Origin of the sequence: Collinsella sp. AM36-4AA (assembly GCF_003467795.1) — a bacterium.
Taxonomy (GTDB): Bacteria; Actinomycetota; Coriobacteriia; order Coriobacteriales; family Coriobacteriaceae; genus Collinsella.
This window is the reverse complement of the sequence record NZ_QSHS01000001.1, coordinates 216,077-241,116: the sequence shown is the minus strand read 5'-3', so window position 1 is coordinate 241,116 and position 25,040 is coordinate 216,077. Positions and strand designations below refer to the sequence as shown.

Here is a 25,040-nt window from a genome sequence, read left to right as displayed (position 1 = left end):
GGACCTCTCGGATCCAATGCGTCACACACCGGACTGGTTGTCTGAATAAATATGGCGAAGGCCCCTTTCGGGGCCTTTTTTAAATGAATTTATCGACTCCGTGGACTTCGGTTTTGGAATTTGGAGCCGACGGCTCACCAAAGTGGAAAATGAAATATAACCTAGCTGCAATAATCGCCTTGTTGCGAACTCGAACTGATCATGTAGATTTAAAATAGCCGCAATTTGCAATTGTCGAGCGGTGCGTTGGGTTGGAGCTGCTGCGGGTCCTATATGGATTGCGGTCTTGCGCCCCGATGTCCAAATAGGTCTCTCTAGACGGGAAGTTGCTCATGGACACCATATATGACGGAGACGGCTGGGTCGATCATTATAGTTGGCGACTAGTCGGCTCGGATGACAATGGGGATGTGGTGTTTGATGGACTATGTCCAAAGCATCTCCATCCTTTTGTTTCGTCGTTAATTGAGAGTTCCGCTCGTGTTGCCCCCTACAGCTCGGCGTCGCTTCATGATACGGACGTTTTGAAGACCATAAGGGAATCAATTGACGAGGGCACGATGAGCAGCCCGCTGTTTTCTCAGCTTGTGGGGCTAGATGAGATTGGCTCGAAACGGCTGCTTGCGGGCGAAAAGGTGGAACTCACTTATCGGTCGATGATTTCAATCCTGCGGATGGCCGATGTTCTTCGCAAATAAATGAAAACGGGACAAGTGAGCTACATCACTTGTCCCGTTATTAATTAAAGTGGACCGCGGCGAGCGGGCTATAAAAATTCGCCTACTCGGTGGACTTCGGGTTGTAGGTCTACTCCGAATTGGTCCTTGACGGTTGCCTGGATGTGGCGGATGAGTTCGTCGACGTCGGCGGCGGTGGCGTGGTCGGCGTTGACGATGAAGCCGCAGTGTTTTTCGCTCACCTGGGCGCCGCCGACGGCGTGGCCGCGCAGGCCGGCGTCCATGATGAGCTTGCCGGCAAAGTGGCCCTCGGGGCGCTTGAAGGTGGAGCCGGCGCTCGGCATATCGAGCGGCTGCTTGTCCTCGCGGCGCTGGCGATAGTCGTCCATGTCGGCCTTGATCATCGCAGCGTTGCCCGGGGCGAGATTGAAAGTGGCCGAAAGCACGATAAAGCCGTCGTCGGCGATGCGGCTCTTGCGATAACCCAGGTTGAGCTCGTCGACATCGAACTCGATGATATTGCCGCTGCCGCGGGTGCCGTCGTCGAGCATGCGAGCGGGCTTGTAGACGCGTACAGATTCCAGCACATCGGCCATGCAGGCACCGTAGGCACCGGCGTTCATGTAGCAGGCGCCGCCGACCGATCCGGGGATACCCGAAATGGGCTCCATGCCGGTGAGGCAGGCTTCGGCGGCAGCCGCCGCAACGTCGGAAAGCAAGGCGCCGGCTGCCGCCGTGACGCGCGTGCCGTTGACCGTAATGTCGGAGAGGCCCTTGCCCAGCGCTACGACGACGCCGCGGATGCCCTTGTCGCCGACGAGCAAGTCGGAGCCGTTGCCCACGATGGTGAGCGGCAGATCGCAACGATAGCAGGTATCGAGCGTGGCGACGAGGCCCTGCTCGGTATCGGGCGTGACAAAGACATCGGCCGGGCCGCCGATCTTAAACGTGGTGTGCTCGCGCATGGGCTCGCTCATGAGTACGTTGTCCTCGCCGGCAACGCCGGCGAGCGCGCAGAGCAGGTCCTCGTTAAAAAAGTCGTTCTCGTGCATACGAATATCCGCCTTTTGGTGGTTGTTGTCATCGATCGTTTGCAATATACCCCACCTGGACGGATTTGGTGCGCTGGCGGCGATAAAACAGCCGTCCACCGGATTGGTAAAGTGTTTATCATCGAGGTAGAGGGGCAGTCGCTATACTTTCAAGAGATTGCGCGTAAACCCGGAAGGAGCGAGATGGCCAACAAAGTCACCCTCAAGCAGATCGCCCAGGAGGTGGGGCTTTCCCCTTCGTCGGTCTCGCTTGTTCTCAATAATCGGCCCTGTCGCATTTCAGAAGAAAACCGCAAGCTCATCAAGGAGGTTGCGGCGCGCAACCACTATGTTCCTAACCAGATCGCGCGTAGCCTGGTCATGCGCGAGTCGCGCACACTGGGCCTTATCGTTCCCAATATCGAGAGCCGCTTTTTTGCCTCGCTCGCCGGCAGTTTGGAAAAGCGCTGCCGCGAGGACGGTTACGCGCTCTTTATTACCAGCTCGGGTGGAAGCGCCGATGACGATTTGGAACTGCTGCGCCAGCTGGTGACGCGCGGCGTCGACGGCGTCTTTCTGGTAGTGGGTGACGAGTTCTCCGACGATCGCGCCCTGCGCGAAGAAGTCAGCCATCTGCCCATACCGGCGGTAATGGTCGACCGTGCCATTGAGGGGCTCGAGTGCGACAAGGTGATGTTCGACCACGAGATGGGTGGCTACATGGCTACCCGCTATCTGATCGAGCAGGGTCACCGTCGCATTGCCTGCTTGGTTAATGCTCGCCGTTCTAATACGGGTCGTAAACGTCTTGCCGGCTACGAGCGTGCGCTGCGCGAGGTTGGCCTGCCGATCGACGCACGTTTGGAGTTCGAGAGCGAGTACTACATTCCGAGCGCATACGAGGCGTCGGAGGCGGTGCTCGCAACTGACGCCACCGCCGTGTTCGCAAGCTCGGATAACATTGCCCTCGGTCTGCTCAAGCGCTTGCACGAGATGGGGAAGAGCATCCCGGGCGATATCTCGGTGGTGAGCTATGACAACTCGGCGGCCGACGTTCTCTTTGAGCCGGCGCTGACCGCGATTGAGCAGGATCCTGGTGTCCTTGCGGAGCATGCTTTTGGCTGCATGTCCAAGCGTCTTGCCGGTAGGGGCGGTAGACGTGCCGAAGAGGTCGTTCTGGAGCCGGCGCTTATCGTGAAGGGCAGTGTGCTTGACCTTACCGAATATAGCTAAGCGCACTTGTTTGTTTGCATAGATTGCATGCGGAGTGTCCGCTATTTGCCGGCGGGGCCGGGGAGGCATACTTTGTTTTGAGAAGTTCGCGGAGCCCACTTCTCAAAACAAAGCAGGCACCCCGGCCCTCGTCCGTGAACTTTTCCGCTGGGCGAGCCATAGATGCCGCGCACCGATACGGTAAAGCGGCGGCTTGAAATTGGTGCTATATTCAGCTTGAGTTGTTTAATGCTAGTACGGGAGGCTGATATGGGGCTGTTCAAGAAGAAAAACCCGCAGGATGCCTTTGATCCCGATGTGTTTACCATCACGGATACGATTTTGGACCCGCCGCGGTTTACATTTTTGCCGGCTATCTATCAGGATGCCACGCGCCGCAAGTGGGCCGTGCATCAGCGCGGCGGCGAGCCGAAGATTTTTGACTATGCGGACGTGCTTCAGTGCGAAGTAGCCGAGGCGGGCGATCCGGAGGCCGATGAAGCGGTCTCTAAACAGGAATTTGCCCAGCGTATTCTGGCAAATCCTGCTAAGGCGGCAAAAATGAACGCTGCCAAGCGTAATATGTGTCTTGGTATGGGCGTTGTTGTGGCGGTTCAGACGGGAAAAGACGAGGTTTCCAAATTGGAGATTCCCGTTATGACCGACGAAGTCAAACGCGATTCAAGTCTATATAAGTCGTATCGGAATGTCGCCGAGAAGATCAAGGCCGAATTTGATGCCATGGGAGGGCTGGCCTAATTTTGGCGGCATACGTTTCTGAATGAGGAGTCTGTGCTATGGCAGGCGAATCTTATGCAATTCCCCCCAAAGATCGTGCTGTTGAGGGAATTCTTTGGTATATCCAGCACCATCAACTTGCCGGCGGTGATCGCCTGCCGGCCGAGCGCGTGCTGTGTGAAGAGATTGGCGTTTCGCGTACGGCGTTGCGTGCCGGTATCACGCGACTCATCTCGTGCGGAACGCTCGAGAGCCGTCGCGGATCGGGTACGTATGTGTGTCCTCCCAAACCGCTCAATATCTTTCAGGAAACGTATAACTTCTCCGATGCTGTGCGGACTGCCGGCCTGCACCCCTCTTCTCGTCTGGTTTCCACTGGGACCATCGAGGCGGATGAGGTGCTTGCCGACAAGCTTGGGGTGTCTGTAGGTGCTCCTTTGCTCCGCATGCAGCGCGTTCGACTTATTGAGGGCGAGCCGGCGTCAATCGAGACGGCTCACGTTAACCTGTTCCTGTGCCCATCGCTTCCCGAGCACGATTTTGAGTGCGAGAGCCTTTACGATGTCTTGCTCAAAGAAGGCGGCGTGCGTGTTGAGCATGGACGTGAGCATATCTCCATCTCGCGTTTGAACGCCGAAGAGGCCGAGCTGCTCCAGCAAGAAGAGGGAACGCCGGTGTTCTATGAGAGCACGATCGAATTTGATAAGGACATGCGTTTTGTGGAGCATTGCAAATCGGTGATTTTGCCCACAAAGTTCCGCTTTGCCGATAACGGCGAAAAGAACGGCATGAGGAGCGTGGCAGGTGAACAATGGCTGAAACAGTAGATGCCACCCCGGTTTATATGCGCATTCGACGCCGCATCGAGGAGCGTATCGAGCGCGGTATATATCCCACGGGTTCCATGATTCCGTCCGAAAATGAACTTGCCGAGGAGTTTGGCACGACACGCCTGACTATCCGGAGTGCTGTGGACGAGTTAGTTCGGCGCGGGCAGATTCGCCGCGTCCGCGGAAAGGGCGCGTTTGTGGCACAGAAAGTGCCTGTTGCTTACGAGCGAACAGGAGGCTTTCGCGAGTCGGTTCGTGCTTCGGGCGGCGAGCCGTCCGTCCGCATCCTCGCGCGTTCCAAGCGTTATGCGGGTCCATATTATGCCAACCTGTTTGGCATTGTCGAGGACGATTTGCTGTATTCGATTCGGCGTTTGAACTGCGTCAACGGCGATCCCGTATCGATTGAGATGGCGTTCATCCCGTGCCTGCTGTTTCCCACAATTGAAGATATTGACGTGTCGGTCTTCAGTTTGTACGAGACCTATGAGATGCTGGGCCGAAAGCCGGTCATGGCACAGGAAAAGCTCGATATCGAAGCGCTGGGCGCGCGAGATGCCGGTCTGCTTGGGCTGGAGCAGGGCGATCTTGCCTTGACGCTGGAGTGCGTGAGCTTCGATGCGAGCGGCCAGGCGATCGAGTACGTCAAGTCGTTTAACCGCGGTGATGCGGGTGGATATACCTATACGTATTAGCTGGTGTTTTGTGAATAACAGCTGGTAAGCTAACCAGTTTTGATCGTTGGGTCAGCCGTATATACAACCTTACATGGCTCAAAATCGACCGTTCGCCGATGGGGATAAATTAATCGACAAAGAGGTATCAAAAAGCCGTAACCTGTAACTGTGATTGGTATCAAATACTAATGATTTGTTACGAGGTGAGACGATGAAGATGCTCGATTACGTTCAGCTTGCCCATGTGCGTATGGGAGAGAACCTCGAGCGTTCGTCTGAGCTGGTAGCGCAGCTCGTTGATATTTTCCAGCCCGGTTCTTTTGACGCGCTGCGCATCGTTGCTTCGGGTTCGTCGCGCCATGCCGCCGATTGCGCCCGAGATTACCTGCAAGATGCGCTGCAGATGCAGGTGTCCGTTGTGACGCCCGAGGCCTTCGTCGATTTTGAACACACCTATCCACAGCATGCGCTTAACATTGCCGTCTCGCAGAGCGGCTATTCAACCAATACGATTGCGGCGCTCGATTACATGCGCGCACACGATATGGCTGCAGTTGCGCTCACGGCAAACGTCGAGGCACCCATCAAGGAACACGCTGACATCGTTCTTGACTACGGTGTGGGCGTCGAGTCGGTGGACTTTGTGACTCTGGGCGTCGAGGTTCTCGTTGAGTACCTGGTGCTCTTTGGTATTTACGGCGGTCAGGCGCGCGGAACGATTGACGCCAAGGGCGTTGCTCAGCGTCTTGATGACCTGCGCGAGGCTATCCAGGCTAATGCCGTGATGTGCAAGACCGCCGAGGCATATGTCCAAGATCACATGCTCGAGCTTTCTGAGCACATGCCCGCCATGGTCGTCGGCAACGGCCCCAACTATGGTGTTGCCGAGGAGGCAGCGCTCAAGCTGAGCGAGACCATCAAGATTCCTGCCATGCATCACGAAGGCGAGGAGTTCGTCCACGGTCCCGAGATGCAGATCGTTCCGGGCTATCTGGTGTTTATCGTCGACGATCTGCAGGGGTCGGAGCGTCTTGCGAATATCGCCGATGCGCTATCGAACGTTACGGCAAAAACGGTGCTGCTCACGGCCCATCCCAAGGGTAGGGCTCACGAGGTTGCGGTGCCTCAGGTGGCTCCGCTGCTCAGCGCAATTCCCAATCTTGTGTTCTTCCAGACGATTGCGGCCATGATCGCCGAGCGTCTGAAGTCATGGAACGTGCACCCGTATCTCGATGCCGTCTCCAAGCAAATGGAGGTCAAGGCAGAGGGCTACGAAGAGTCAGTCAATGCGCTTAAGGCCAAAGCGGCTGAGTGTTACGGAATGTAAGCGGGTTTTGATGCCCGTTGGCATGGGGGATGTGGAAACAACCCCAGAAAGGAGAGACAAATGAAGGAAACCGAGAAGATCGAGATCATGCATTTCGACCAGGAGGGCTATCTCGAGGACGGCAAGGCGCTCTACGAGACCGGCAAGAAGATGATTGAGCTCGCCGACAAGGTCGCCGACGAGGGCTACGACGCCGTGTTCCTGATGGGCGTCGGCGGCCCCTGGGACGAGCTCATGCAGCTCCAGTACCTCATGAACAAGTTCGGCGACCGCGACCTCGAGGTCTACCTGATCCACGCCGCCGAGTGGAACGTCATTGGCCACAAGCGCATGACCGAGAAGTCCGTCGTGCTCACCGCCTCCGAGTCCGGCACTACCCCCGAGGTCCTCGAGGCCGTCAAGAAGATGAAGGGCATGGGCGTGCGCGTCTACGCCATGACCAAGCCCGAGGGCCCCATCGGCCAGGCTGTCGGCGCCGAGAACTGCGTCGCCATGGCTTCTGACCATGGTTCGGGCGGCTGCGAGAAGGGCTACTACCTCGCCGACTGCTTCGGCCTGCGCCTGCTCAACCGCCGCGGCTGCTTCCCCAAGTTCGATAAGTTCATCGAGCAGACCAAGGACGTTTGGACCCACCTGGTCGACATCCGCAAGAGCTTCGAGCCGCGCGCCGAGGAGCTCGCCAAGAAGTACGCCCTGGCCCCCTACACCATGTTCATCGGCTCCGGCGCCCTGTGGGGCGAGACCATCCTGTTCTCGATGTGCATCCTCGAGGAGATGCAGTGGAAGCGCACCCGCTACATCACCTCGGCCGACTTCTTCCACGGCACCCTCGAGCTAGTGGAGCCCGGCGTTCCCGTGTTCCTGTTCATGGGCGAGGACGAGAACCGCAAGCTCGACGAGCGCGTCCGCGCGTTCCTCAACCGCGGCGTGACCGGCGACACCGACATCAACGTCATCGACACTGCCGAGTTCGCGATCCCCGGCCTTGACGACGAGTTCCGCGTCATCGTGTCTCCGTGGATCCTCTCCTCGCTGATCACCGATCGCCTTGCCGCTTACTGCGAGACGGTCACCAAGCACAACCTCAACTACCGTCGCTACTATCACCAGTTCGATTACTAATCGGCGACAAATTAGCTACTGATCAAGAAGCACCCTGCCCGGGCGCATGCGTCCGGGCATTTTTATGCCGAAGTTCGCAAGAAAGGGGAATCGAATGAGGCAGTTTATCGTGGCGTCCCATGCTCATTTCGCGTCTGGAATCGTCGAGAGCATCGGCCTGCTTTCCGGCGAGCGCGAAAACGTCCATGCGCTGTCTATGTATGTCGACGGAAACGAGGACCTGGTCAAGGAGGCTGCGGCGATTCTGGACGACTTTGCCGCGGACGATGAGGTCGTCGTTTGCACCGACCTCTTTGGCGGCAGCGTCAACAACGAGTTCACCAAGATCGTCCAGACGCGCCCCAACACGCACCTTGTGACCAATATGAACCTGCCGCTCCTTATTCAGCTGCTGTTCGTGCCCGACTCCACCCCGATCGATGAGGCCATTCGCCAGATCGTCGAGGCGGACGACACCAAGGTCAAGTACGTCAACGACCTGCTGGGGCAGGCCGAACTCGATGAGTTTTAATCGTTAGGAGCACATCATGATTCAGATGATTCGCGTGGACTATCGACTGCTTCACGGCCAGGTTGCCGTTAGCTGGACCTCGGCTCTGGGTGCCGACTGCATCCTGTTAGTGAGCGACACGGTCCTCAACGACAAGCTTCGTCTGCAGGCCCTGTCCCTTGCAAAGCCCGAAGGATGCAAGGTCGTCGTCAAAAACACCGAGGATGCCATCAAGGCGCTCCAGAGCGGTGTGACCGACAAGTACAAGCTCTTCGTGGTTTGCGAGACGATCCAACAGGCCGGTGCCGTCGCCAAGGCGATGGGCGTCAAGAAGATCAACCTCGGCAATGTGGCCTTTAGCGAGGATGCCCGCCAGGTCTCGACGAGCGTATTCCTTACGTCCGAGAACGAGGCCTACGTGAAGGAGCTACTCGGCGAGGGCTATGAGCTGTTCATTCAGATGATTCCGGCGGATGCGAAGACTGATGCCGCAAAGGTCATCGGTTAGGGGCTGTCATGGTTATCAAGACGATCCTGATTTTCCTGATTGCCCTTTTGGGCTATTCCGAGTGGCTGACCGGTACGAGTTACCTTCAGCGCCCCATTGTGCTCGGACCGTTGGTCGGCCTTGTCATGGGCGATGTGGTGACCGGCACCATTATGGGCGCCACGATGGAGCTTGCCATGGTCGGTGCCATCTCGGTCGGTGCGTACAACCCGCCCGATACGATTTCCGGAACCATTCTGGGCGTGTCGCTTGCCATGCAGGCCGGCGCGGACGCTTCGGCGGCCCTGACCCTGGGCATTCCCATCGCAACGATCGTCCTGGCGCTCGATACGGCCCTGGGCCAGCCGGTCATGCTGCTGCTGGTGCACCGTATCGACAAAAACGTCGAGGACGGAGACACCAAGGCCATCACGCGCAACATGCTCATCGCCGGTTACGCGCAGAGCTGGTGCGGCCTGCTGATTATTCCTCTGGCATTCTTCTTTGGCGCCGATGCCGTCGCCAGCCTGCTCAACATCATCCCCGATTTCGTTCAGACCGGCATGGATGTCGCCGCCGCCTTCTTGCCCGCACTCGGCTTTGCGATGCTGGCGCAGATGATTATGAACAAAACGGTGGCTCCGTTCTTCTTCGCCGGTTTCTTCCTCGTCGCCTACTTTGGCATTAGCACGACGGGCGTGGCGATCTTTGCCGCGATCATCGTCGTCGCGATGACGGTTTTGGGTGACAAGAAAAAGGCGGAGCAGCCCGCAGTGGCAACCGAGGATCCTGCGATTGGGAGTGGGTTCGATGAGTTTTAAGTTTGAGTCTTCTTACGACGGAATGATTTCCCGCGCAGACCTCAAGAGGCTGTTCTGGCGCTCGATTCCCTATGAGCATTCCTGGAACTACGAGCGTATGGGCCATATCGGCTTTATGTGGGCCCTTATGCCGATCCTTCGCAAGCTGTATCCGCAGGATGCGGACTTTAAGGCCGCCCTTAAGCGCCATATGGAGCTCTATAACGTCACGCCGTACATCTCGACGCTCCCCATGTCCATTGCTGCCGCAATGGAAGAAGTCAACGCCACCGAAGATAACTTTGACACGAGCGCGATCTCTAATGTCAAGCTTGCTTTGATGGGACCGCTGTCCGGCGTGGGCGATGCCTTCTACTGGGGTACGCTGCGAATTTTGGCAACGGGTGTCGGCACGTCGCTGGCGCTGCAGGGCTCTATTCTTGGCCCGATTTTGTTCCTGCTCGTGTTCAACGTTCCCCACTACATCATCCGTTACCTGCTGACGTTTGTGGGATATCGCTTTGGCTCGGACATGATCAGCAAGGTCCAGGAATCGGGCATTATGGACACGATCGTCAAGATGGCCTCTATCATGGGCGCCATGGTGATCGGCGCTATGACCATGGAGATGGTCACCGTGGACATTCCGCTCATGGTCGGCGCGGGCGATGGCGCTCAGACGCTCGCCGAGCTGCTCAACGGAATCTTCCCGGGCTTTGTCACGATGGGGCTGTTTGGAATTGTCTATCTCATGCTCAAGAAGAAGATGAATCCGCTGCTCATCATGCTCGTGATCCTACTCGTGAGTATCGCCGGCGCGTTCTTTGGAGTGCTTGGTGTTCAGTAGGGTATCCGTCATAATTAAAACAATATAAGAGGGGGCGTCGCGCACATTGTGCTGCGGCGCCCTTTTGCCGAAAGGTGGACAAGATGGAGTATCCGCAGCTTGCCGTCATGAATATCAGCCATCGTTATTTTGACCTTGAGGAATTCTTTTCCTCGGCAGCGGCCTCGGGCTACACGTGTTGCGAGCTTTGGACCGGGGCGATGCATCTGTATGTCGATTGCCATGGATACGATTCGATCGAGCAGGTGCGGGAGCTGTCACAGCGGTATGGGGTTCGGATTGTGGGGCTTTGTCCCGAACAGAACAACCCCAAGCCGTGGAATATCGCGGCGCGCGGGAATGAGGCGCGTACCCGCACGCTCGCGTACTTTAAGAACGTTGTGGATATCGCGGCGGAACTTGGAGCCGAGCAAGTCATGGTCTCGAGCGGCTGGGCATTTTTGAACGAGCCGATCGAGGACGCGTGGGGTCGCAGTGCCTCGATGCTGCGTGCGATTGCCGAGCATGCGGGAGAACGTGGCGTGCGACTGGTGCTCGAGGCCCTGCAGCCAGTTGAGTCGATGATCGTGAACTCGGCGGCCGACACGAAGCGCATGATCGAGGCAGTTGATCATCCGGCACTTAAGGCATGTCTGGATATGGGCGCCATGGCGGTGGCGGGGGATACCATCGACGATTATTTCGATCTGCTTGGCGATGATGTCGCCCACGTGCATTTTGTCGATGTTGCGGCAGATGGCACGACGCATCTTGCCTGGGGTGACGGCGACCGCGATATGCACGCCGACCTGGATAGGCTGGTGGCGCGCGGCTATCGCGGAGTTGTTTCGGCCGAGACCTATGACGGGCGCTATTTTGCCGACCCCGCGGCTGCCGATGCGCAGGTAATGGCAGAGTATCGTCGTGCGATTGGCGCCTAAGTGGGGTTGGGTTGCGGCAATCCGCTCCTATGTTTCCAAATGAATACGCTGTGAGCCGAGAAAGACGATTTTCCCCGCAAGCACTCTAGTATGCTAAAGTACCCAGAAGACCGGCAGAGCTATGCCGGTCTTCTGTTCTATATGAAACACAGCATGAGGAGGCTCACCAGATGACGGCCACACCGTGGGGATTCCGGGACATATTGCCCGAGGAGGCTCAGGCGCGCGAGGAGATTGCGCTGACGGTGAAAGGCTGCTTTAGGGAGCATCATTACCTGCCGGTCGAGACGCCGCTGCTCGAGGACAAGGGCTCGCTCGAGGAGGGCGGCCGCATTGCGGACACGCCGTTTAAGCTCTTTGACGACGACGGTCGCCTGCTGGTGGTCCGTCCCGACAACACGCTGCCGATCGTGCGCCTGGTTTCGACTCGCATGCGTGCGGCCGATCTGCCGCTGCGCCTGCGCTACGAGGCGCCGGTGGTTCGCGAGTGCCAGCGCAATGCTGGCGGCTCGCGTCAGTTTACGCAACTGGGTTTTGAGCTCATCGGTGCGGGCGACACCGCGGGCGATGTTGAGATCGTTTCGCTGGTGGCGGAGGCCGTGCGCGAGCTGGCACTTCCCGATGCGCGCATTATTGCAGGTAGCGTGCGTCCGTTTAAGGAATTGCTCGCGGCCTGTGAGGATCGCGAGCTGGCTGCCGAGGCGCTGCGCTGCGTGCACGCCAACGACTTTGTGGGCCTCGATGCCCGTGTGGCGGCAAGTGCCGAGTCCGAGGCCGTCAAGGCCGCCATTAGCGAGCTGCCGCGCCTGCACGGTGGCCCCGAAGTGCTCGACCGCGTGGACGCGCTGCTGGCGGCGGCCGGTATCGTTGCGCCGCTTACGCGCGAGCTGCGCGCTCTGGTCGAGGGCCTGGCTCCCGAGGATGCTCAGGTGCTGTCGTTCGACTTCTCCATTATGAACTCGTTTGATTACTACACGGGCCTGGTCTTTAAGGCCTATGCCGGTGGCCTGCCCGATCCGGTCGGCTCGGGTGGACGCTACGACTCCATCTTTACCGGCGCGTTTGGCGACGGCATTGAGGTACCGGCGGCGGGCTTTGCCTTTTCGCTCGAGCGTCTGGAGGCCGCGCGCACCTCTGCCGAGGACGCTGCTTCCGATGGCGATCACGCCGCGGGCCGTGGCGCCGAGGGTCCGCTGCGTATCGCCGTGCCCAAGGGCTCGCTCAAGGCCGATACGCTCGACGTGCTCGAGGCTGCGGGCTTGGACGTCTCTGAGCTGCGCGACCCCGGTCGTCACCTCATCGTGCGCGGCCGCGACACGCGTGCCGGCGAGGGCGCGGTCGGAGATATCGAGTTTGTTATCGTGCGCCCCAGCGACGCGCCCGCCTTTGTGGGCTGCGGTGGTGCCGATTGCGGCATCTGCGGTTGGGACTCGCTCATCGAGGCCGATCTCAACCTGCTGCAACTGGTCGACTTGGGATACGGTCTGTGCACCTTTATCGAGGCAGAGCCCGCATGGCGCGCCGGCCAGGCTGAGCGCAACTATGCCCGCCGCGGCTCGCTTCGCGTGGCCACCAAGTACCCGCGCATCGCGAGCGCCTGGTATGCCGAGCGCGGCGTAAACGCCGACATCGTTTCGCTGCACGGCAACATCGAGCTGGGGCCCATTGTCGGCATGACCGATCGCATTGTGGATATTACCGCCACGGGTGCCACGCTGCGCGACAACGACTTGGTCATCACCGGCCGCATCATGGACTGCACGGCCCGCTTCTTCGTCAACCCAGGCGCCGCACGCCTGGATCCGCGCGTGCGCAATCTGGCCGATCGCCTGGCGGCTGCCGTGAAGGACAAGCATTTTGAGCCCGTCGCGGGCTCGGCGCAATAGCGCGAGCACGCACGGGCGCCCCAACGTACGGGCTGCGGGTCGATTGGCGCCGCCGCCCGGCCTCTCGTTTTTCGAATGCAACCTCGACCGATAGGGGATACCGATATGAAGACTATCAAGCTTGCTCCCGGTGAGCGCCTCGTTACCAACCAGCTCAACCGTAAGGGCGTGCTGCCGCAAAACATCGTCGACGCCGCCCGCGATATTGTGGCCAGCGTGCGTGCCAACGGCGATGCCGCGGTGCGCGACTACTGTCAGCGTTTTGATGGCGTTGAGCTGCAGAATTTCCGTCTGCCGCAGGAGCAGATCGATGCCGCGCTCGAGGGCCTCGATCCGGCCTTTGTCGCCGCGCTCGAGAAGGCTGCGCGCCAGATTCGCGAGTTCCACCAGCGCGAGGTCGAGCAGAGCTGGTTTACCACGCGTGCGGACGGCACGATGCTCGGCGTCAAGGTGACCTCGCTCGCGGCGGCCGGCATCTACGTGCCGGGCGGTCGCGCGCAGTATCCCTCCACGGTGCTTATGAATGCCATTCCCGCCAAGGTCGCCGGCGTCAAGCGCGTGGTCATGGTGACCCCGCCGCAAAAAGACGGCCTGATCAGCCCCTACACGCTTGCCGCGGCCAAGCTCGGCGGCGTGGACGAGATCTATATGGTGGGCGGCGCCCAGGCCGTGGCCGCGCTGGCGTACGGTACCGAGACCATTCCGCGCGTCGACAAAATCACCGGCCCGGGCAACGCCTTTGTCGCCGCGGCCAAGCAGATTGTCTCGGGCGACGTGGGTATCGATATGGTCGCCGGTCCCTCCGAGGTCTGCGTGCTGGCCGACGCCACGGCCAAGCCCATGGTGGTTGCGGCCGACCTGATGGCCCAGGCCGAGCATGATCCGCTGGCAGCCTGCTATCTGGTGACCTGCGACGAGCAGTTTGCGCGCGAGGTCGAGGCGGGTATCGACATTCTGGTGGCACAGTCGCCGCGTGCCGAGATCACGCGCGCCTCGCTCGACAACGAGGGCACCATTGTGGTGGCTGCCGACATGGCTGCCGCCGTCGAGGCCGTGAACACCGTGGCGCCCGAGCACCTTGAGCTGCACTGCAAGGATGCGATGGGCCTGCTCGGCGGCATTCGCAACGCCGGCGCTATTTTTGTGGGCGCTTGGAGCTCCGAGCCGCTCGGCGATTACGTTGCCGGCCCCAACCACACGCTGCCGACCGGCGGTACGGCCATGTTCTCCAACCCGCTTTCGGTCGAAGAGTTCGTTAAGCGCTCGAGCGTTATCTGCTATACGCCCGAAGGTCTGCTCTCCGACGCTCCCGCTACGCAGCGTCTGGCCGAGGCCGAGGGCCTGTGGGCGCACGCGCTTTCGGCCGCACTGCGTCGCCGCGTGCTGGAGCAGGGCGAGGATGCCGTGAGTGCCGAGTCGCTGGCCGCGGCCGACCTGACCAAGGTCGCCTGGCCGGGAGACGCCGTGGCGACGGTTGCCGAGGGCGTGGACCTGGCGGCTGCAGGCGCGGATGGCGCCGGTGCGACCGGCGGGGAGGCCTAATATGGCCGAGCTGACGCCCCGCATGAAGGAGCTCGTCCAGCCTTACTTGGCCGGTATTGAGCCCTACGATCCCAACTTTACGCCTACGCGCATCAACCTTTCGGCCAACGAGAACACCTATCCCGTGCCGACCGGCGTGCGCGAGGCGGTCGATGCGGCTCTGGCTGCCACACCGCTCAACCGCTATCCCGATCCCATGTCCAACGACCTGCGCGACGAGCTTGCTGCCTGGCATGGTGTGGCGCGCGAGAATGTCTGCGTGGGTAACGGCGGCGACGAGCTGCTTTATAACTACCTGCTGGCGTTTGGCGGCGAGGGGCGGACCCTGCTCAACTGCCCGCCGTGCTTTAGCGAGTACGCGTTCTTTGCGTCGCTCTGCCAGACCGAGGTGCGCGACGTGTGGCGTGATCCGGCGAGCTTTGAGCTCGACCAGACAGCCGTGCTTGCCGCGGCGCCCGAGTGCAACCTGGCAATCGTGACCTCGCCCAACAATCCCACGGGCGACGTGGCGCCGCTCGACTTTGTCGCGGCCCTGTGCGATGCGTGCCCCGGCATGGTCATGGTCGACGAGGCCTATGTTGAGTTTGCCGACGATTCGTTTGGCGCGGCCACCACGGCGCAAGGCCTTATCGCCGAGCATCCCAACCTGGTGATTTTGCATACGCTGTCCAAGGCGTTTGGCGCCGCCGGCACGCGTCTGGGTTATGTGATCGCGGCTCCCGAGGTCATCGACGTGTTCGCGGCGATTCGCCAGATCTATTCGGTCAATGTGCTGAGCCAGGCCGCCGCACTTGCCTGCGTGCGTGCCCGCGATGCGTACGCGCCCGTTGTGGCGCAGATCGCATCCGAGCGCGAGCGCGAGCTGTGCGCCCTGCAAGCGATGGCTGCCGAGGGCCTGCCCGTGGAGGCATGGCCGAGCGCGGCGAACTTTGTGCTCGTGCGCACGCCGCATGCCACGCGTGTGCGCGAGCGTCTGCGCGACGAGTATTCAATTTTGGTGCGCGACTTTAGCTACGCGCCGGGGCTTGCGGACTGTCTGCGCATCACTGTGGGTACGCCGCAGGAAAACGATGAGGTGCTGGCTGCGTTTGCCGCGCTGGTGAAGGAGGGGATGTAGATGGGCCGTTATGCCGAGGTGACCCGCAAGACGGGTGAGACCGACATTGTCGTCAAGCTCGACCTGGACGGGAGCGGCGTGTGCGATATCTCGACCGGCGTACCGTTTTTCGACCATATGCTCAACGCCTTTGGTCGCCATGGCCTGTTCGATTTGACGGTGCATGCGGCGGGCGACGTTGAGGTCGACGCGCACCATACCGTTGAGGACACAGGCATCGTGCTGGGCGAGGCGTTTTGCCGGGCGCTGGGCGATAAAGCGGGCATTGCGCGCTTTGCCGACGCGGCGATCGCCATGGACGAGACGCTCGTGATGGCCGCCGTGGACATTTCGGGCCGCGGGCAGGCCTATTGCGAGCTGCCCGTGCCGACCGAGCGCGTGGGCAGCTTTGATACCGAGCTGGCCGTCGAGTTCTTCTACGCCTTTGCGCGCGATGCCAAGCTCACGCTGCACGTGCGCGAGCTGGCGGGTGGCAACTCGCATCACATTATCGAGGCCGCCTTTAAGGCCGTGGGCCGCACGATGCGCCACGCCTGCGAGCTCGATCCCCGCGTGCAAGGTATTCCCAGCACCAAGGGCTCGCTGTAACCTGCCAAAAAGGGACAGGTTTATTTTGGCAGGTTTTATCTGCGGAAATGCTGTCTCATGCGGTGGGTAAACGTTTTACCGACCAAAATAAACCTGTCCCTTTTTGGCAGGTTTTGAATGGGAAAAAGGGAGGGTCGCGTGGGCGAACCGAAGATCGTGGTGGTCGACTACCACAAGGGCAATCTGTCGAGCGTTGTGCGCGGGCTTGCGCGTGCCGGTGCTGCCGCCTGTACGTCGGACGACCCGGAGCAGATCCGCGGTGCCGACGGCCTGGTTATCCCGGGCGTAGGCGCGTTCTATGACGCGATTGCCTTTATGCGCCAGAGTGGCGAGGCGGACGCGGTGCTCGACGCCGTTGCCGCCGGAACTCCGCTGCTCGGCATCTGCCTGGGTCTTCAGCTATTTTTTGAGCGCGGCAACGAGGGCGTGCCTGCGGACGAGGGCGTGGTCGCGGACGACAGCGCCTCCGAGCAGGCTGGTGGTCCCTGGGTCGATGGCCTGGGCATTATGCGCGGTTCGTGCACGCGCTTGGAGTCGAGCCGCCTGAAGGTGCCGCACGTGGGCTGGGACCAGGTGCACATGACGCCTGCCGGTGCGGCCGATCCGCTGCTTGCCGGTTTTGCCGAGGGTGCCAACATGTACTTCACCCACAGCTACGCGGTGGCAGACGACGCCGATGCCGCCAATGTGCTGGCGCGCACGCACTACACGCGGAGCTTCCCGTGCATCGTGCGCCATGGCAACGTGTGGGGCTGCCAGTTCCATCCCGAGAAATCCTCCGCGCTGGGTCAGCGCATCCTTAAGAACTTCGTCAACATCGTCGAGGAGGTTGGCCGATGATCCTGTTTCCCGCAATCGATCTGATCGGCGGCAAGGTTGTGCGCCTGGAGCGCGGCGACCGCAGCCGCTGCAAGGTATATTCCGACGACCCCGTGGCCGTCGCCCGCTCGTTTGCCGAGCAGGGCGCGAGCTGGGTGCACGTCGTTGACCTGTCCGCTGCCTTTGGCGAGGACGAGGACAAGTGCGCTGCCAACTCGGCGGCGATTAAGGCCATCTGCGGCGTCGACGGTCTGTCCGTGGACGTGGGCGGCGGCGTTCGCTCGCTCGCACGCATCGACGAGCTGGCCGGCTATGGTGCTCGTCGTATTGCGCTGGGCACCGTGCTGGTGACCGAGCCGGGTTTTGCCGAGGTGGCGGCCCAAGGCTTTGGCGAGCTGCTGGTCGCCGATATTGCCGCGCGCGACGGCCAGGTTAAGGTGAATGGCTGGCGCGACGGCGCGGGCGTGGCGCTCGACGATGCCGTGGCGCAGCTTACCGAGCTGGGCTTTAAGCATCTGGTGTATACCGACATCGCGCGCGATGGCATGCAGACGGGCATCGATGTGGCGGCGTATCGCCATGTGGCCGAGGTCGCGGGATTTCCCGTCGTGGCTTCGGGCGGCATCTCGACGCTAGACGACATCCGCGCGCTGGCCGCGGTGGGCGAGGGCGCGATTGAAGGCGCCATTACCGGCCGTGCGCTCTACGAGGGCAACTTTACGCTGGTGCAGGCGCTGGCCGCCGCCCGAGGGGAGGAGTAGCCCATGCTTACCAAGCGCGTGATTCCCTGCCTAGACGTCAAGGACGGCCGTGTGGTCAAGGGCGTCAACTTTGTGAGCCTGCGCGATGCGGGCGACCCGGTGGAGCTGGCACGTGCCTACGACCGCGAGGGTGCGGACGAGGTCGTCTTCCTGGACATTACCGCCACGAGCGACAACCGCGCGACGACTATCGAGATGGCAGCGCACGCGGCCGAGGAGCTGGCCATTCCCTATACCGTGGGCGGCGGCTTTCGCGACTTGGCGGGCATGCGCGCCATGGTTGCCGCCGGTGCCGACAAGGTGTCGCTCAACTCGGCGGCCGTGCGCGACCCGTCGCTGATTAGCCAGGCTGCCGCGGCGTTTGGCAGCCAGGCCGTGGTCGTGGCAATCGATGCCAAGCGTGTCGGTTTGCCCGGCGCATCCGGTGCAGACAAGTGGGAGGTCTTTACCGCGGGAGGCCGCAACGCTACGGGTATCGACGCGGTGGCGTGGGCCGAGGAGGCGGCTCGTCGCGGTGCCGGCGAGATCTTACTGACCAGCATGGACCGCGACGGCACCAAGGCCGGCTTTGACCTGGCGCTCACTCGCGCCGTGGCTCGCGCGGTGCCAATCCCCGTCATTGCGAGCGGTGGCGTGGGCACGCTCGAGCATTTTGCCGAGGGTGTGATCGAGGGCGAGGCCGACGCCGTGCTGGCGGCGAGCGTCTTTCACTTTGGAACCTTCAGCATTCGCCAGGTGAAGGAGTATATGGCCAGCCAAGGCATCCCTGTGAGGCTGGACTTCTAGTGCTGCGGCTTGCCCAGGCACCGCATCTTGCCGCTCAAACCGTCGCTCGCGTACCAAAGTACGCGTCGCTCCTCTTTCGCGGCAACCTGCGGCACCTGGACAACCCTCGCCGACCTGTGGGATTTCGTTTGTTACTTGGGAGAAATGATGACTGAGGTAATAAATGCTACCGAGCTTAAATACGACGCCCGCGGGCTGATTCCTTGCGTGGTTCAGCAGCATGACACCGGCGAGGTGCTTATGGTTGCCTGGATGAACGAGGAGTCGGTGGGGCTGACGCTCAAGACCGGCACCACGTGGTTTTGGAGCCGCAGCCGCCAGGAGCTCTGGAACAAGGGCGCGACGAGCGGCAACATGCAGGCGGTCAAGGAGCTCTGGGCCGACTGCGATAGCGATACGCTGCTGGTCAAGGTCGACTCGCCGGGTCCGGCCTGCCATACCGGCAACCGTACCTGCTTCTTTAAGCACATAAAGGGGGAAACACGATGAAGGTCGTGACGCCGTTCGAAGTCGCTGACTGCAACGCCGAGCTTCTCCGCGCGGGCGTGCCGTGCCGCGTGCACCTGACCGATGCCTGCGGGGCGCAGTCGCTTTGGCTCGAGGCCGAGAAGGAAAGGCTCGATGAGGCCCATGCCGTCATCGTCGAGTTCTTTGAGAAAAAGGGTGCAAAGCCTCGGTTCGATGAGGCCGGTAATTACTTTACGCTGCAGTAACGAGAGGAAATAACCATGGGAGTCAGAACAGCTAACGTGCAGCCGGGAAACATCGGCGAGACGCTGACGGGACTGGCCGAGGTGATTCACGACCGTCGCGATGCATCGCCGCAGGAGAGTTATACCGCGCGTCTGCTGACCGACGTCGAGGACGAGCTGCTCAAGAAGCTTGCCGAGGAGGCAAGCGAGGTGATCATGGCCTGCAAGGATAACGACCACGATCACATTCGCTACGAGGCCGGCGACCTGATCTACCACCTGCTCGTGACACTCGAGCGTTACGGCATCACCCTCGACGAGCTGGCCGGCGAACTCAACGCCCGCCGCCACTAGTCGTTAAAGAACATCCCTAACGACTAGTCTTAGGCGAGGGGTGTGGGCTCCCATTCGCCGGTGGAGCGGGGAATGTCGAAGGTTCGGTAGCCGCAGTCGTAGGCGTGGGCCTGGGCCTCGCGGATGTTCCAGCAAATATCGCAGGCGCGGTGCGCATCCGAGCCAAAGGTAATGGGTACCTCGGCGTGGGCGAAGCAGCGCAAGAGGCCGGTCGCGGGATAGTAGTCGTCCAGGCTCTTGCGCGGCGCTGCCGTCGAGACCTCAACGCGCCGGCCCGTGTCGTGAGCGCACTCGGCCATCTGCTCCCAGAGTGGCATGGGGTCAAAGTCGGGCGCAAAACCTTCCTTCGAAAAGCGCATGACCAGGTCGGGGTGGGCCATCACGTCAAAGTTGAGCGAGCTCTCGCAGGCGCGGCACCAGTCGTCGACATAGCGCTCCCATACGCCGCGCACGCCCAGGTTTTCCCAAACATGCAGATCGGTATCGTCGTCGATCCAACCGCAGGGCGAATCGGGCGTATCGGGGCGAGCGACGCCCTCCGTTCCCGCCGTGCCCGCAGCGCCGGCCATGATATCGCCCGGGTTACCAATCCAATGCACGCTGCCCAGGCGCACCACGGCGCCCGCGGACCAGCGCTCAACTAAAGGCTCGCAGCCTTCGTACCAATCGCATTCAAATCCATAGATAAACTCGAGCCCTGGCGCGATCTGCGCGGCGAGTTTGCAGGCGTCCTCAAAGGCCAGGCGATGTGTCGGCAAGTCGCCCTCGACAACCTGTACCTCGCAGTTGGCGTCCATGCTGGCGGGCAGGGTGAGGTGGTCGGTCGAGACCATGACGCGACAGCCGGCGGCCGCGGCAGCGCGGACGTTATCCTCGAACGTGGCATGACCGTCCGAAAACGAGGTATGGGTGTGGCAATCGACCAGCGGGCACGCGGGCATGGCGACTCCTTTGCATTTGGCGAATCTGCTCCATTGTAATGGCGCTGCCTCGCCGCGTCGTGCGCGCCGGGTGCCGAAATCGAGTGGAAAGGCTGCGCGGCGCGTGCCGGCGCCGGCGACTACTTGCTTCGTGTCGCTGCGCATTTGGCCTGCACCGTTACCATCGCGTGCCGCACGGCGGTGATGGGGCGATAGCGGATCATACGCGGTCCCGACCAGCGCATGACCTCGCGGATCTTCTCGCGCATGGCAGGCCGGTAACAATGCGAAGGACAGGCCGAGCAAAATGTCTTGGTACCCATGTGGGGGCAGTGCTCAATGCGCGCGACGGCGTATTTCTGCAGCTCGGCGCATTCGGGGCAGAGCGTAATGGTCCGAAGGCCGAGCTTCACGCGCACGGGCTCATCGTCGCCAGCCTGCTCGATCGCATGCCCGCCTCCATGATGCCCACGACACCACAGCGCAATCATCTGCGACACCATCTGGGCCTCGCGCTCGCGTTTGCGTGCCAGCTCCGGTGTGTCGACCGGGCGCGCCATTAGCTCAGCCTCCCGCGCTCGACCGAAAGCGAGAAATCGGCAAACGAGCAGGTGCTGGCACGGTGGCTTACGAGCACAATGGTCTTGCCGCGGCGCTTGAACTCGTCGATCGCCTGCATTACGGACGCCTCGTTGAGGGCGTCGAGTGCGCTGGTGGGCTCGTCGAGCAAGATGAAAGGCGCGTCGTTGAGGAAGATGCGCGCAAGGCCGATGCGTTGGCGCTCGCCGCCCGAGAGCGAGTCGCCCAGCTCGGCAACGGGCGTGTCGAGACCCTGCGGCAGGCGGTCGATGAGGGCGGTAAGCGAAGCGGAGCGGCAAGCGTCGAGCAGCTCGGCATTGGTGGCGTTGGCGCGCGCGACCAGCAGATTCTCGCGTACGGTGCCGCAGAACAGATGTGTGTCCTGGGTCATATAGGCCTCGTGGCTGCGCAGGCTCGCCGTGTTGATGTGGCGGGCATCGACACCGCTCACCGTGATGGTGCCGGCTGCGGGGTCCCAAAAGCGCATGAGCAGCTTAAGCAGCGTCGACTTGCCCGAGCCCGAGCGCCCCATGATGCAGGTCATGGTACCGGGCGCAAAGGTGCAGGTCACGTCGTCGAGGATGAGACTCGCCGCGGTGTCGTTCGCGACCTGCTCCGTGGCGCCCGCACCGCCCGCGTCCACGCCGCCCGCATAGCTAAAGCTCACATGCTCGGCTGCGGCGCCGGCAAACTCAACGTCCTGCCCATCGGCGACCTCGGCGCACTGGGGGTGCTCGTCGAGCAAATCGAGCACGCGTGCGCCCGAGGCGAGCGTCTCCTGCAGTGAGGCGCCCAGGCGGCTCACGGCCATCACCGAGCCAAACGACGACACAAAGGTAAAGACGGCGACAAACGCTGCGGCAAAATCGATCGTTCCCGCAGCCACCAGCTGCAGCGCTCGCCCGAGCATCACCAGATTGGCCGCAAGAATAAGCGCATCGGCTACGGCCTCGCTGGCCGCCTGGCGGCGCTTGAGGCGCGCGTCCACGTCGCCGACTTGCTCGGTCAGCTTGCTCAGGGCACGGCTGCGATCGGCGCCACCGGCAAACTGGATAGTCTCGGACGCGCCGCGTAGACTGTCGAGCACAAAGGCGCCCAGCTTACCGGCGCCCTCGCGGCTCTGGCGGCCGGTGGTGCCGCATGCCTTGGCCGAGGTCAGGGGCAGTAGCACGCCCAGGACCGCGTAGGCCACGAGCGCGATGCCCGCGAGCTCGGGGCTCACAGCCAGCAAAAAGCCCTCAAACACAACGGTGCAGACCAGAGCGATTGCAATGGGCGAGATGGTGTGCGCGTAGAAGACCTCGAGCAGCTCGATATCCGAGGTGACCAGGCTCACGAGCTCGCCCTTGCCGCGGCCCTCGAGCTTGGCGGGGGCGAGCTGGCGCAGGGCGCCAAACACCAGGTTGCGAATGTGTGCGAGTAGGCGGAACGCGATGTAATGGTTGCAGAGCTGCTCTCCGTAATGGAGCGGCCCGCGTGCGATGCCGCAGGCGGCGCAGGCCGCGCATGCCGCGACAAGACCGAGCCCCAAGGCGTTGTAGCCCAGCGCGGCCATAAGACCAAGGGCGCCAAAGGCCGGTACGAACGCGGCGGTGAGCATGCCAATGCTGCCCAGCGCGACGGCTAGCACAAGCCAGCCGGCAAGCGGTCGGACGAGCCCCATCATGCGCCACATGATGGACGGCGCCGAGCGACGGACGCGGCCGGAGTCAAGCGCCGCGGCAGCGGAAGACGAGCTAGCACCGTTGAGGCCATCGGTACAGGCGGCGCTGCCGTCAACAGCCTCAACCGCGCCGACATCCTCGGCATCACCCTCCGCATACGCATATGCCGAGAGCTGCTCCTGGCTGTTCCACATGCGCGCATAGGCGCCCGCGGTGGCCAAGAGCTCGCCGTGAGTCCCGTGCTCGGCAATACGGCCACGCTCCAGCACCAGGATCTGATCGGCGCCTACGATCGTCGACAGGCGGTGTGCCACCACGATTACGGTGTGCCCGCCGGCGAGCGATGCAATGACCTCGCCGATTGCGGCTTCGCTTGCGGCGTCCACATTGCTCGTCGCCTCGTCAAAGACATAGATCGGCGAGTCGTGCAGCAGGGCGCGGGCCATGCACACGCGCTGGCGCTGGCCGCCCGAAAGGTTGGTGCCGCCCTCGTTAATCATCATGTCGAGCCCGCCGTTGGCCTGCACAAAGGCCGCCACGCGCGTGCGGTCGAGTGCGTCCATGAGCTCGGTATCGGTGGCGCTGGGCTGGGCGAGCAGCAGGTTGTCGCGCAGGGTGCCGGCAAACAGGTAACCGTTGGTGGGCACCAGGGTGACGGCGCGCATGAGTGAGGCGGCCGTGGCGTCGCGCAGCTCGACGCCGCCGATGCGAACGCTGCCACGGTAGGCACCCTTGCGGCCCGCGATAATCCCCGCGATCGTGGACTTGCCGCCGCCGCTTTCGCCTACGAGTGCCACGAGCGAGCCGTGCGCAATGGTCGCGCTGGCGCTGTCCAGCACCGTGCGGTCGCCGTATGCATAGCTCACGCCCGCGAGCTCGATATCGCCGCGACCGTCAAGCTCAACATCGCCGCGCTCGGGCTCGGGCGTATCCAAAATGCCAAACATGCGGCGCGAGGCGGCCATGCCGTTCATGGCCGTGTGGAACAGCGATCCCAGGCGGCGCATAGGCAAAAAGAACTCCTGCGACAGAAAGACGATGAGGAAGGCAGCCTCAAAGCCAATCTTGCCCGTGGCGAGCTGCAGCGTGGCTACGATAATGCCGAGCGCGGCGCCCATATAGACGACCAGGTCCATAACGCAAATGGAGCGCAGCTGCATCACCAGCAGGCGCATGGTCGCTGTGCGGAAACGCTCGGACTCGGCGTTGATGCGCTCGTGCCAGCTGCGATCGGCCTGGTAGACCTTAAGGGTGGTGAGACCCTGCACGGCCTCCAGGAACATGCCGCCCAGATCGACATAGCTGCCCCAGTACTCGGCACCGATCTTTTTGGCGTTGCGCATGACCATCATGATGGAGACGGGGATGACCGGAACGCAGGCGAGCAGCAGTGCGGCGGGAAGACCCGCCTGGCCCACGAGCAGTACAAACAGCGTGATGGGTGCCAAACCGGCAAAGAAGAGCTGCGGCAGGTAACCGCCAAAGTACACCTGGAGTTGCGTGGCGCCCTCGACGCTGGTCTGGACGGCCTCGGCGGTGGGGACGGTTTCGGTGTAGGAGGGGCCGAGTGCGGTGAGCTTGTCGTAGACGAGCGAGCGCACGCGGCGGACGGCCTCGAACGCGGCCTTGTCGCCGGCGCGTTGGGCCAGGTAGATGGAGGCGGCGCGCACGATGATGGCGGCGGCGAGCGGCAAAGCCGCCTGTGCGAGGGCATCGACGGCGAGCGCGGCGGAAAGACCGTTCGTGACGATGCCGCCCAAGATGCGCGCAAGCATCCACATCACCGTGATGTTTGCCATGAGCGCGATCCACTTAAACAGGACGCTTGCCATAATGTAGGGCGTTACCTGCGGAGCCAGGGAGAAGAGCCGCTTCTCGAACATGAAACCTCCTATGCCGTAACGGTGCCGGGCTGGGTCCTCGGCAGCCGCTTAGTTAGCCAAATGCAACTAGAGTAACATCGTGCAGCGGGTAAGTATGCCGAGGGTAATTTTTAGCCGATGAACTGCGTAGAAAGTTCAAAATTGTTGAGTGCGGCGAACTTTGTGGTGGACGGAATGCGGGCGCAATTTTGATCGTGTGCGGCCCGCTCCAAAACGTGTACGTCAGCCTCCAAAACCGACAAAAAATGACATGTTTGGAGGCTGACGTACATGTTTGGATAGGGGCAAGGG

General features: G+C 61.7%; 26 protein-coding genes. 22 read left to right on the top strand and 4 right to left on the bottom strand.

Annotated features, from left to right (window positions below; translation table 11 throughout):
- Positions 1 to 332 precede the first annotated feature (332 nt).
- Entirely contained in the window at positions 333 to 698 is a 366-nt protein-coding gene (locus tag DW850_RS01130; protein WP_117786007.1) for a hypothetical protein, read from the top strand.
- Positions 699 to 766: 68 nt separating this feature from the next.
- Here the strand turns inward: DW850_RS01130 and murB are convergent, their stop codons facing one another.
- A complete protein-coding gene (murB, locus tag DW850_RS01125) occupies positions 767 to 1,729 on the bottom strand; it encodes a UDP-N-acetylmuramate dehydrogenase (protein ID WP_117786006.1) in 963 nt (320 codons plus the stop codon).
- A 183-nt stretch (positions 1,730 to 1,912) separates the two neighbouring features.
- On the opposite strand from murB, the gene DW850_RS01120 reads away from it, so the two are divergent.
- The 21 genes from DW850_RS01120 (at position 1,913) to hisE (ending at position 19,703) form a co-directional block, all read left to right on the top strand.
- On the top strand, positions 1,913 to 2,941 hold the full coding sequence (locus DW850_RS01120; protein ID WP_117584258.1) for a LacI family DNA-binding transcriptional regulator: 1,029 nt from the start codon (positions 1,913 to 1,915) through the stop codon (positions 2,939 to 2,941).
- A 249-nt stretch (positions 2,942 to 3,190) separates the two neighbouring features.
- Positions 3,191 to 3,679: a hypothetical protein gene (locus tag DW850_RS01115; protein ID WP_117640898.1), complete on the top strand. Its 489-nt coding sequence runs from the start codon at positions 3,191 to 3,193 to the stop codon at positions 3,677 to 3,679.
- 38 nt (positions 3,680 to 3,717) lie between these two features.
- On the top strand, positions 3,718 to 4,485 hold the full coding sequence (locus tag DW850_RS01110) for a GntR family transcriptional regulator (protein ID WP_117786005.1): 768 nt from the start codon (positions 3,718 to 3,720) through the stop codon (positions 4,483 to 4,485).
- Positions 4,470 to 5,183 (top strand): GntR family transcriptional regulator, encoded by a 714-nt coding sequence (locus DW850_RS01105; protein WP_117786004.1) that lies wholly within the window; start codon positions 4,470 to 4,472, stop codon positions 5,181 to 5,183. The genes DW850_RS01110 and DW850_RS01105 overlap by 16 nt, the downstream gene beginning before the upstream one ends.
- A gap of 193 nt (positions 5,184 to 5,376) precedes the next feature.
- Positions 5,377 to 6,492 carry an SIS domain-containing protein gene (locus DW850_RS01100; protein ID WP_117786003.1) on the top strand — a complete coding sequence of 372 codons (1,116 nt, stop codon included), beginning with the start codon at positions 5,377 to 5,379 and terminating at the stop codon, positions 6,490 to 6,492.
- Positions 6,493 to 6,552: 60 nt separating this feature from the next.
- Entirely contained in the window at positions 6,553 to 7,614 is a 1,062-nt protein-coding gene (locus DW850_RS01095) for an SIS domain-containing protein (RefSeq protein ID WP_117786002.1), read from the top strand.
- A 94-nt stretch (positions 7,615 to 7,708) separates the two neighbouring features.
- Entirely contained in the window at positions 7,709 to 8,125 is a 417-nt protein-coding gene (locus DW850_RS01090) for a PTS sugar transporter subunit IIA (protein ID WP_117757609.1), read from the top strand.
- Positions 8,126 to 8,141: 16 nt separating this feature from the next.
- Complete coding sequence (locus DW850_RS01085) at positions 8,142 to 8,612, top strand: PTS sugar transporter subunit IIB (RefSeq protein WP_117786001.1); 471 nt, start codon at positions 8,142 to 8,144, stop codon at positions 8,610 to 8,612.
- Between the two features lie 8 nt (positions 8,613 to 8,620).
- The gene (locus tag DW850_RS01080) at positions 8,621 to 9,412 is read left to right on the top strand and encodes a PTS sugar transporter subunit IIC (protein WP_117757611.1); all 792 of its coding nucleotides are present in this window, start codon (positions 8,621 to 8,623) and stop codon (positions 9,410 to 9,412) included.
- A complete protein-coding gene (locus DW850_RS01075) occupies positions 9,402 to 10,238 on the top strand; it encodes a PTS system mannose/fructose/sorbose family transporter subunit IID (RefSeq protein WP_117786000.1) in 837 nt (278 codons plus the stop codon). Before DW850_RS01080 ends, DW850_RS01075 begins: the two co-directional genes overlap by 11 nt.
- Positions 10,239 to 10,321: 83 nt before the next feature.
- Positions 10,322 to 11,158 (top strand): sugar phosphate isomerase/epimerase, encoded by an 837-nt coding sequence (locus DW850_RS01070; protein ID WP_117785999.1) that lies wholly within the window; start codon positions 10,322 to 10,324, stop codon positions 11,156 to 11,158.
- Between the two features lie 170 nt (positions 11,159 to 11,328).
- Positions 11,329 to 13,044, top strand: a complete 1,716-nt coding sequence (hisG, locus tag DW850_RS01065; RefSeq protein WP_117785998.1) for an ATP phosphoribosyltransferase — start codon at positions 11,329 to 11,331, stop codon at positions 13,042 to 13,044.
- Between the two features lie 105 nt (positions 13,045 to 13,149).
- Positions 13,150 to 14,586 (top strand): histidinol dehydrogenase, encoded by a 1,437-nt coding sequence (gene hisD / locus DW850_RS01060; protein ID WP_199575448.1) that lies wholly within the window; start codon positions 13,150 to 13,152, stop codon positions 14,584 to 14,586.
- 1 nt (position 14,587) lies between these two features.
- Positions 14,588 to 15,703, top strand: coding sequence for a histidinol-phosphate transaminase (gene hisC / locus DW850_RS01055; RefSeq protein ID WP_199575446.1), 1,116 nt, complete (start codon positions 14,588 to 14,590; stop codon positions 15,701 to 15,703).
- A complete protein-coding gene (gene hisB, locus DW850_RS01050; RefSeq protein ID WP_117785995.1) occupies positions 15,704 to 16,291 on the top strand; it encodes an imidazoleglycerol-phosphate dehydratase HisB in 588 nt (195 codons plus the stop codon). It abuts the gene before it with no gap.
- A gap of 138 nt (positions 16,292 to 16,429) precedes the next feature.
- Positions 16,430 to 17,131: an imidazole glycerol phosphate synthase subunit HisH gene (hisH, locus tag DW850_RS01045; RefSeq protein WP_233540581.1), complete on the top strand. Its 702-nt coding sequence runs from the start codon at positions 16,430 to 16,432 to the stop codon at positions 17,129 to 17,131.
- A complete protein-coding gene (locus tag DW850_RS01040) occupies positions 17,128 to 17,871 on the top strand; it encodes a HisA/HisF-related TIM barrel protein (RefSeq protein WP_117785993.1) in 744 nt (247 codons plus the stop codon). The genes hisH and DW850_RS01040 overlap by 4 nt, the downstream gene beginning before the upstream one ends.
- A 3-nt stretch (positions 17,872 to 17,874) precedes the next feature.
- Positions 17,875 to 18,657, top strand: a complete 783-nt coding sequence (gene hisF / locus DW850_RS01035; protein ID WP_117785992.1) for an imidazole glycerol phosphate synthase subunit HisF — start codon at positions 17,875 to 17,877, stop codon at positions 18,655 to 18,657.
- A 147-nt stretch (positions 18,658 to 18,804) separates the two neighbouring features.
- Positions 18,805 to 19,146, top strand: a complete 342-nt coding sequence (gene hisI / locus DW850_RS01030) for a phosphoribosyl-AMP cyclohydrolase (protein WP_117785991.1) — start codon at positions 18,805 to 18,807, stop codon at positions 19,144 to 19,146.
- A complete protein-coding gene (locus tag DW850_RS01025; RefSeq protein ID WP_117785990.1) occupies positions 19,143 to 19,370 on the top strand; it encodes a hypothetical protein in 228 nt (75 codons plus the stop codon). Before hisI ends, DW850_RS01025 begins: the two co-directional genes overlap by 4 nt.
- Before the next feature lie 15 nt (positions 19,371 to 19,385).
- Positions 19,386 to 19,703, top strand: coding sequence for a phosphoribosyl-ATP diphosphatase (gene hisE / locus DW850_RS01020; RefSeq protein ID WP_117785989.1), 318 nt, complete (start codon positions 19,386 to 19,388; stop codon positions 19,701 to 19,703).
- A gap of 29 nt (positions 19,704 to 19,732) precedes the next feature.
- Here hisE and DW850_RS01015 read toward each other — a convergent pair whose 3' ends face one another.
- The 3 genes from DW850_RS01015 to DW850_RS01005 all read right to left on the bottom strand — a co-directional run bounded on the left by DW850_RS01015 (position 19,733) and on the right by DW850_RS01005 (position 24,749).
- Positions 19,733 to 20,644, bottom strand: a complete 912-nt coding sequence (locus tag DW850_RS01015; protein WP_117785988.1) for a PHP domain-containing protein — start codon at positions 20,642 to 20,644, stop codon at positions 19,733 to 19,735.
- Between the two features lie 119 nt (positions 20,645 to 20,763).
- Entirely contained in the window at positions 20,764 to 21,183 is a 420-nt protein-coding gene (locus tag DW850_RS01010) for a nitrous oxide-stimulated promoter family protein (protein WP_117785987.1), read from the bottom strand.
- Positions 21,183 to 24,749 carry an ATP-binding cassette domain-containing protein gene (locus DW850_RS01005; protein WP_117785986.1) on the bottom strand — a complete coding sequence of 1,189 codons (3,567 nt, stop codon included), beginning with the start codon at positions 24,747 to 24,749 and terminating at the stop codon, positions 21,183 to 21,185. Before DW850_RS01005 ends, DW850_RS01010 begins: the two co-directional genes overlap by 1 nt.
- Between the last annotated feature and the right edge of the window lie 291 nt (positions 24,750 to 25,040).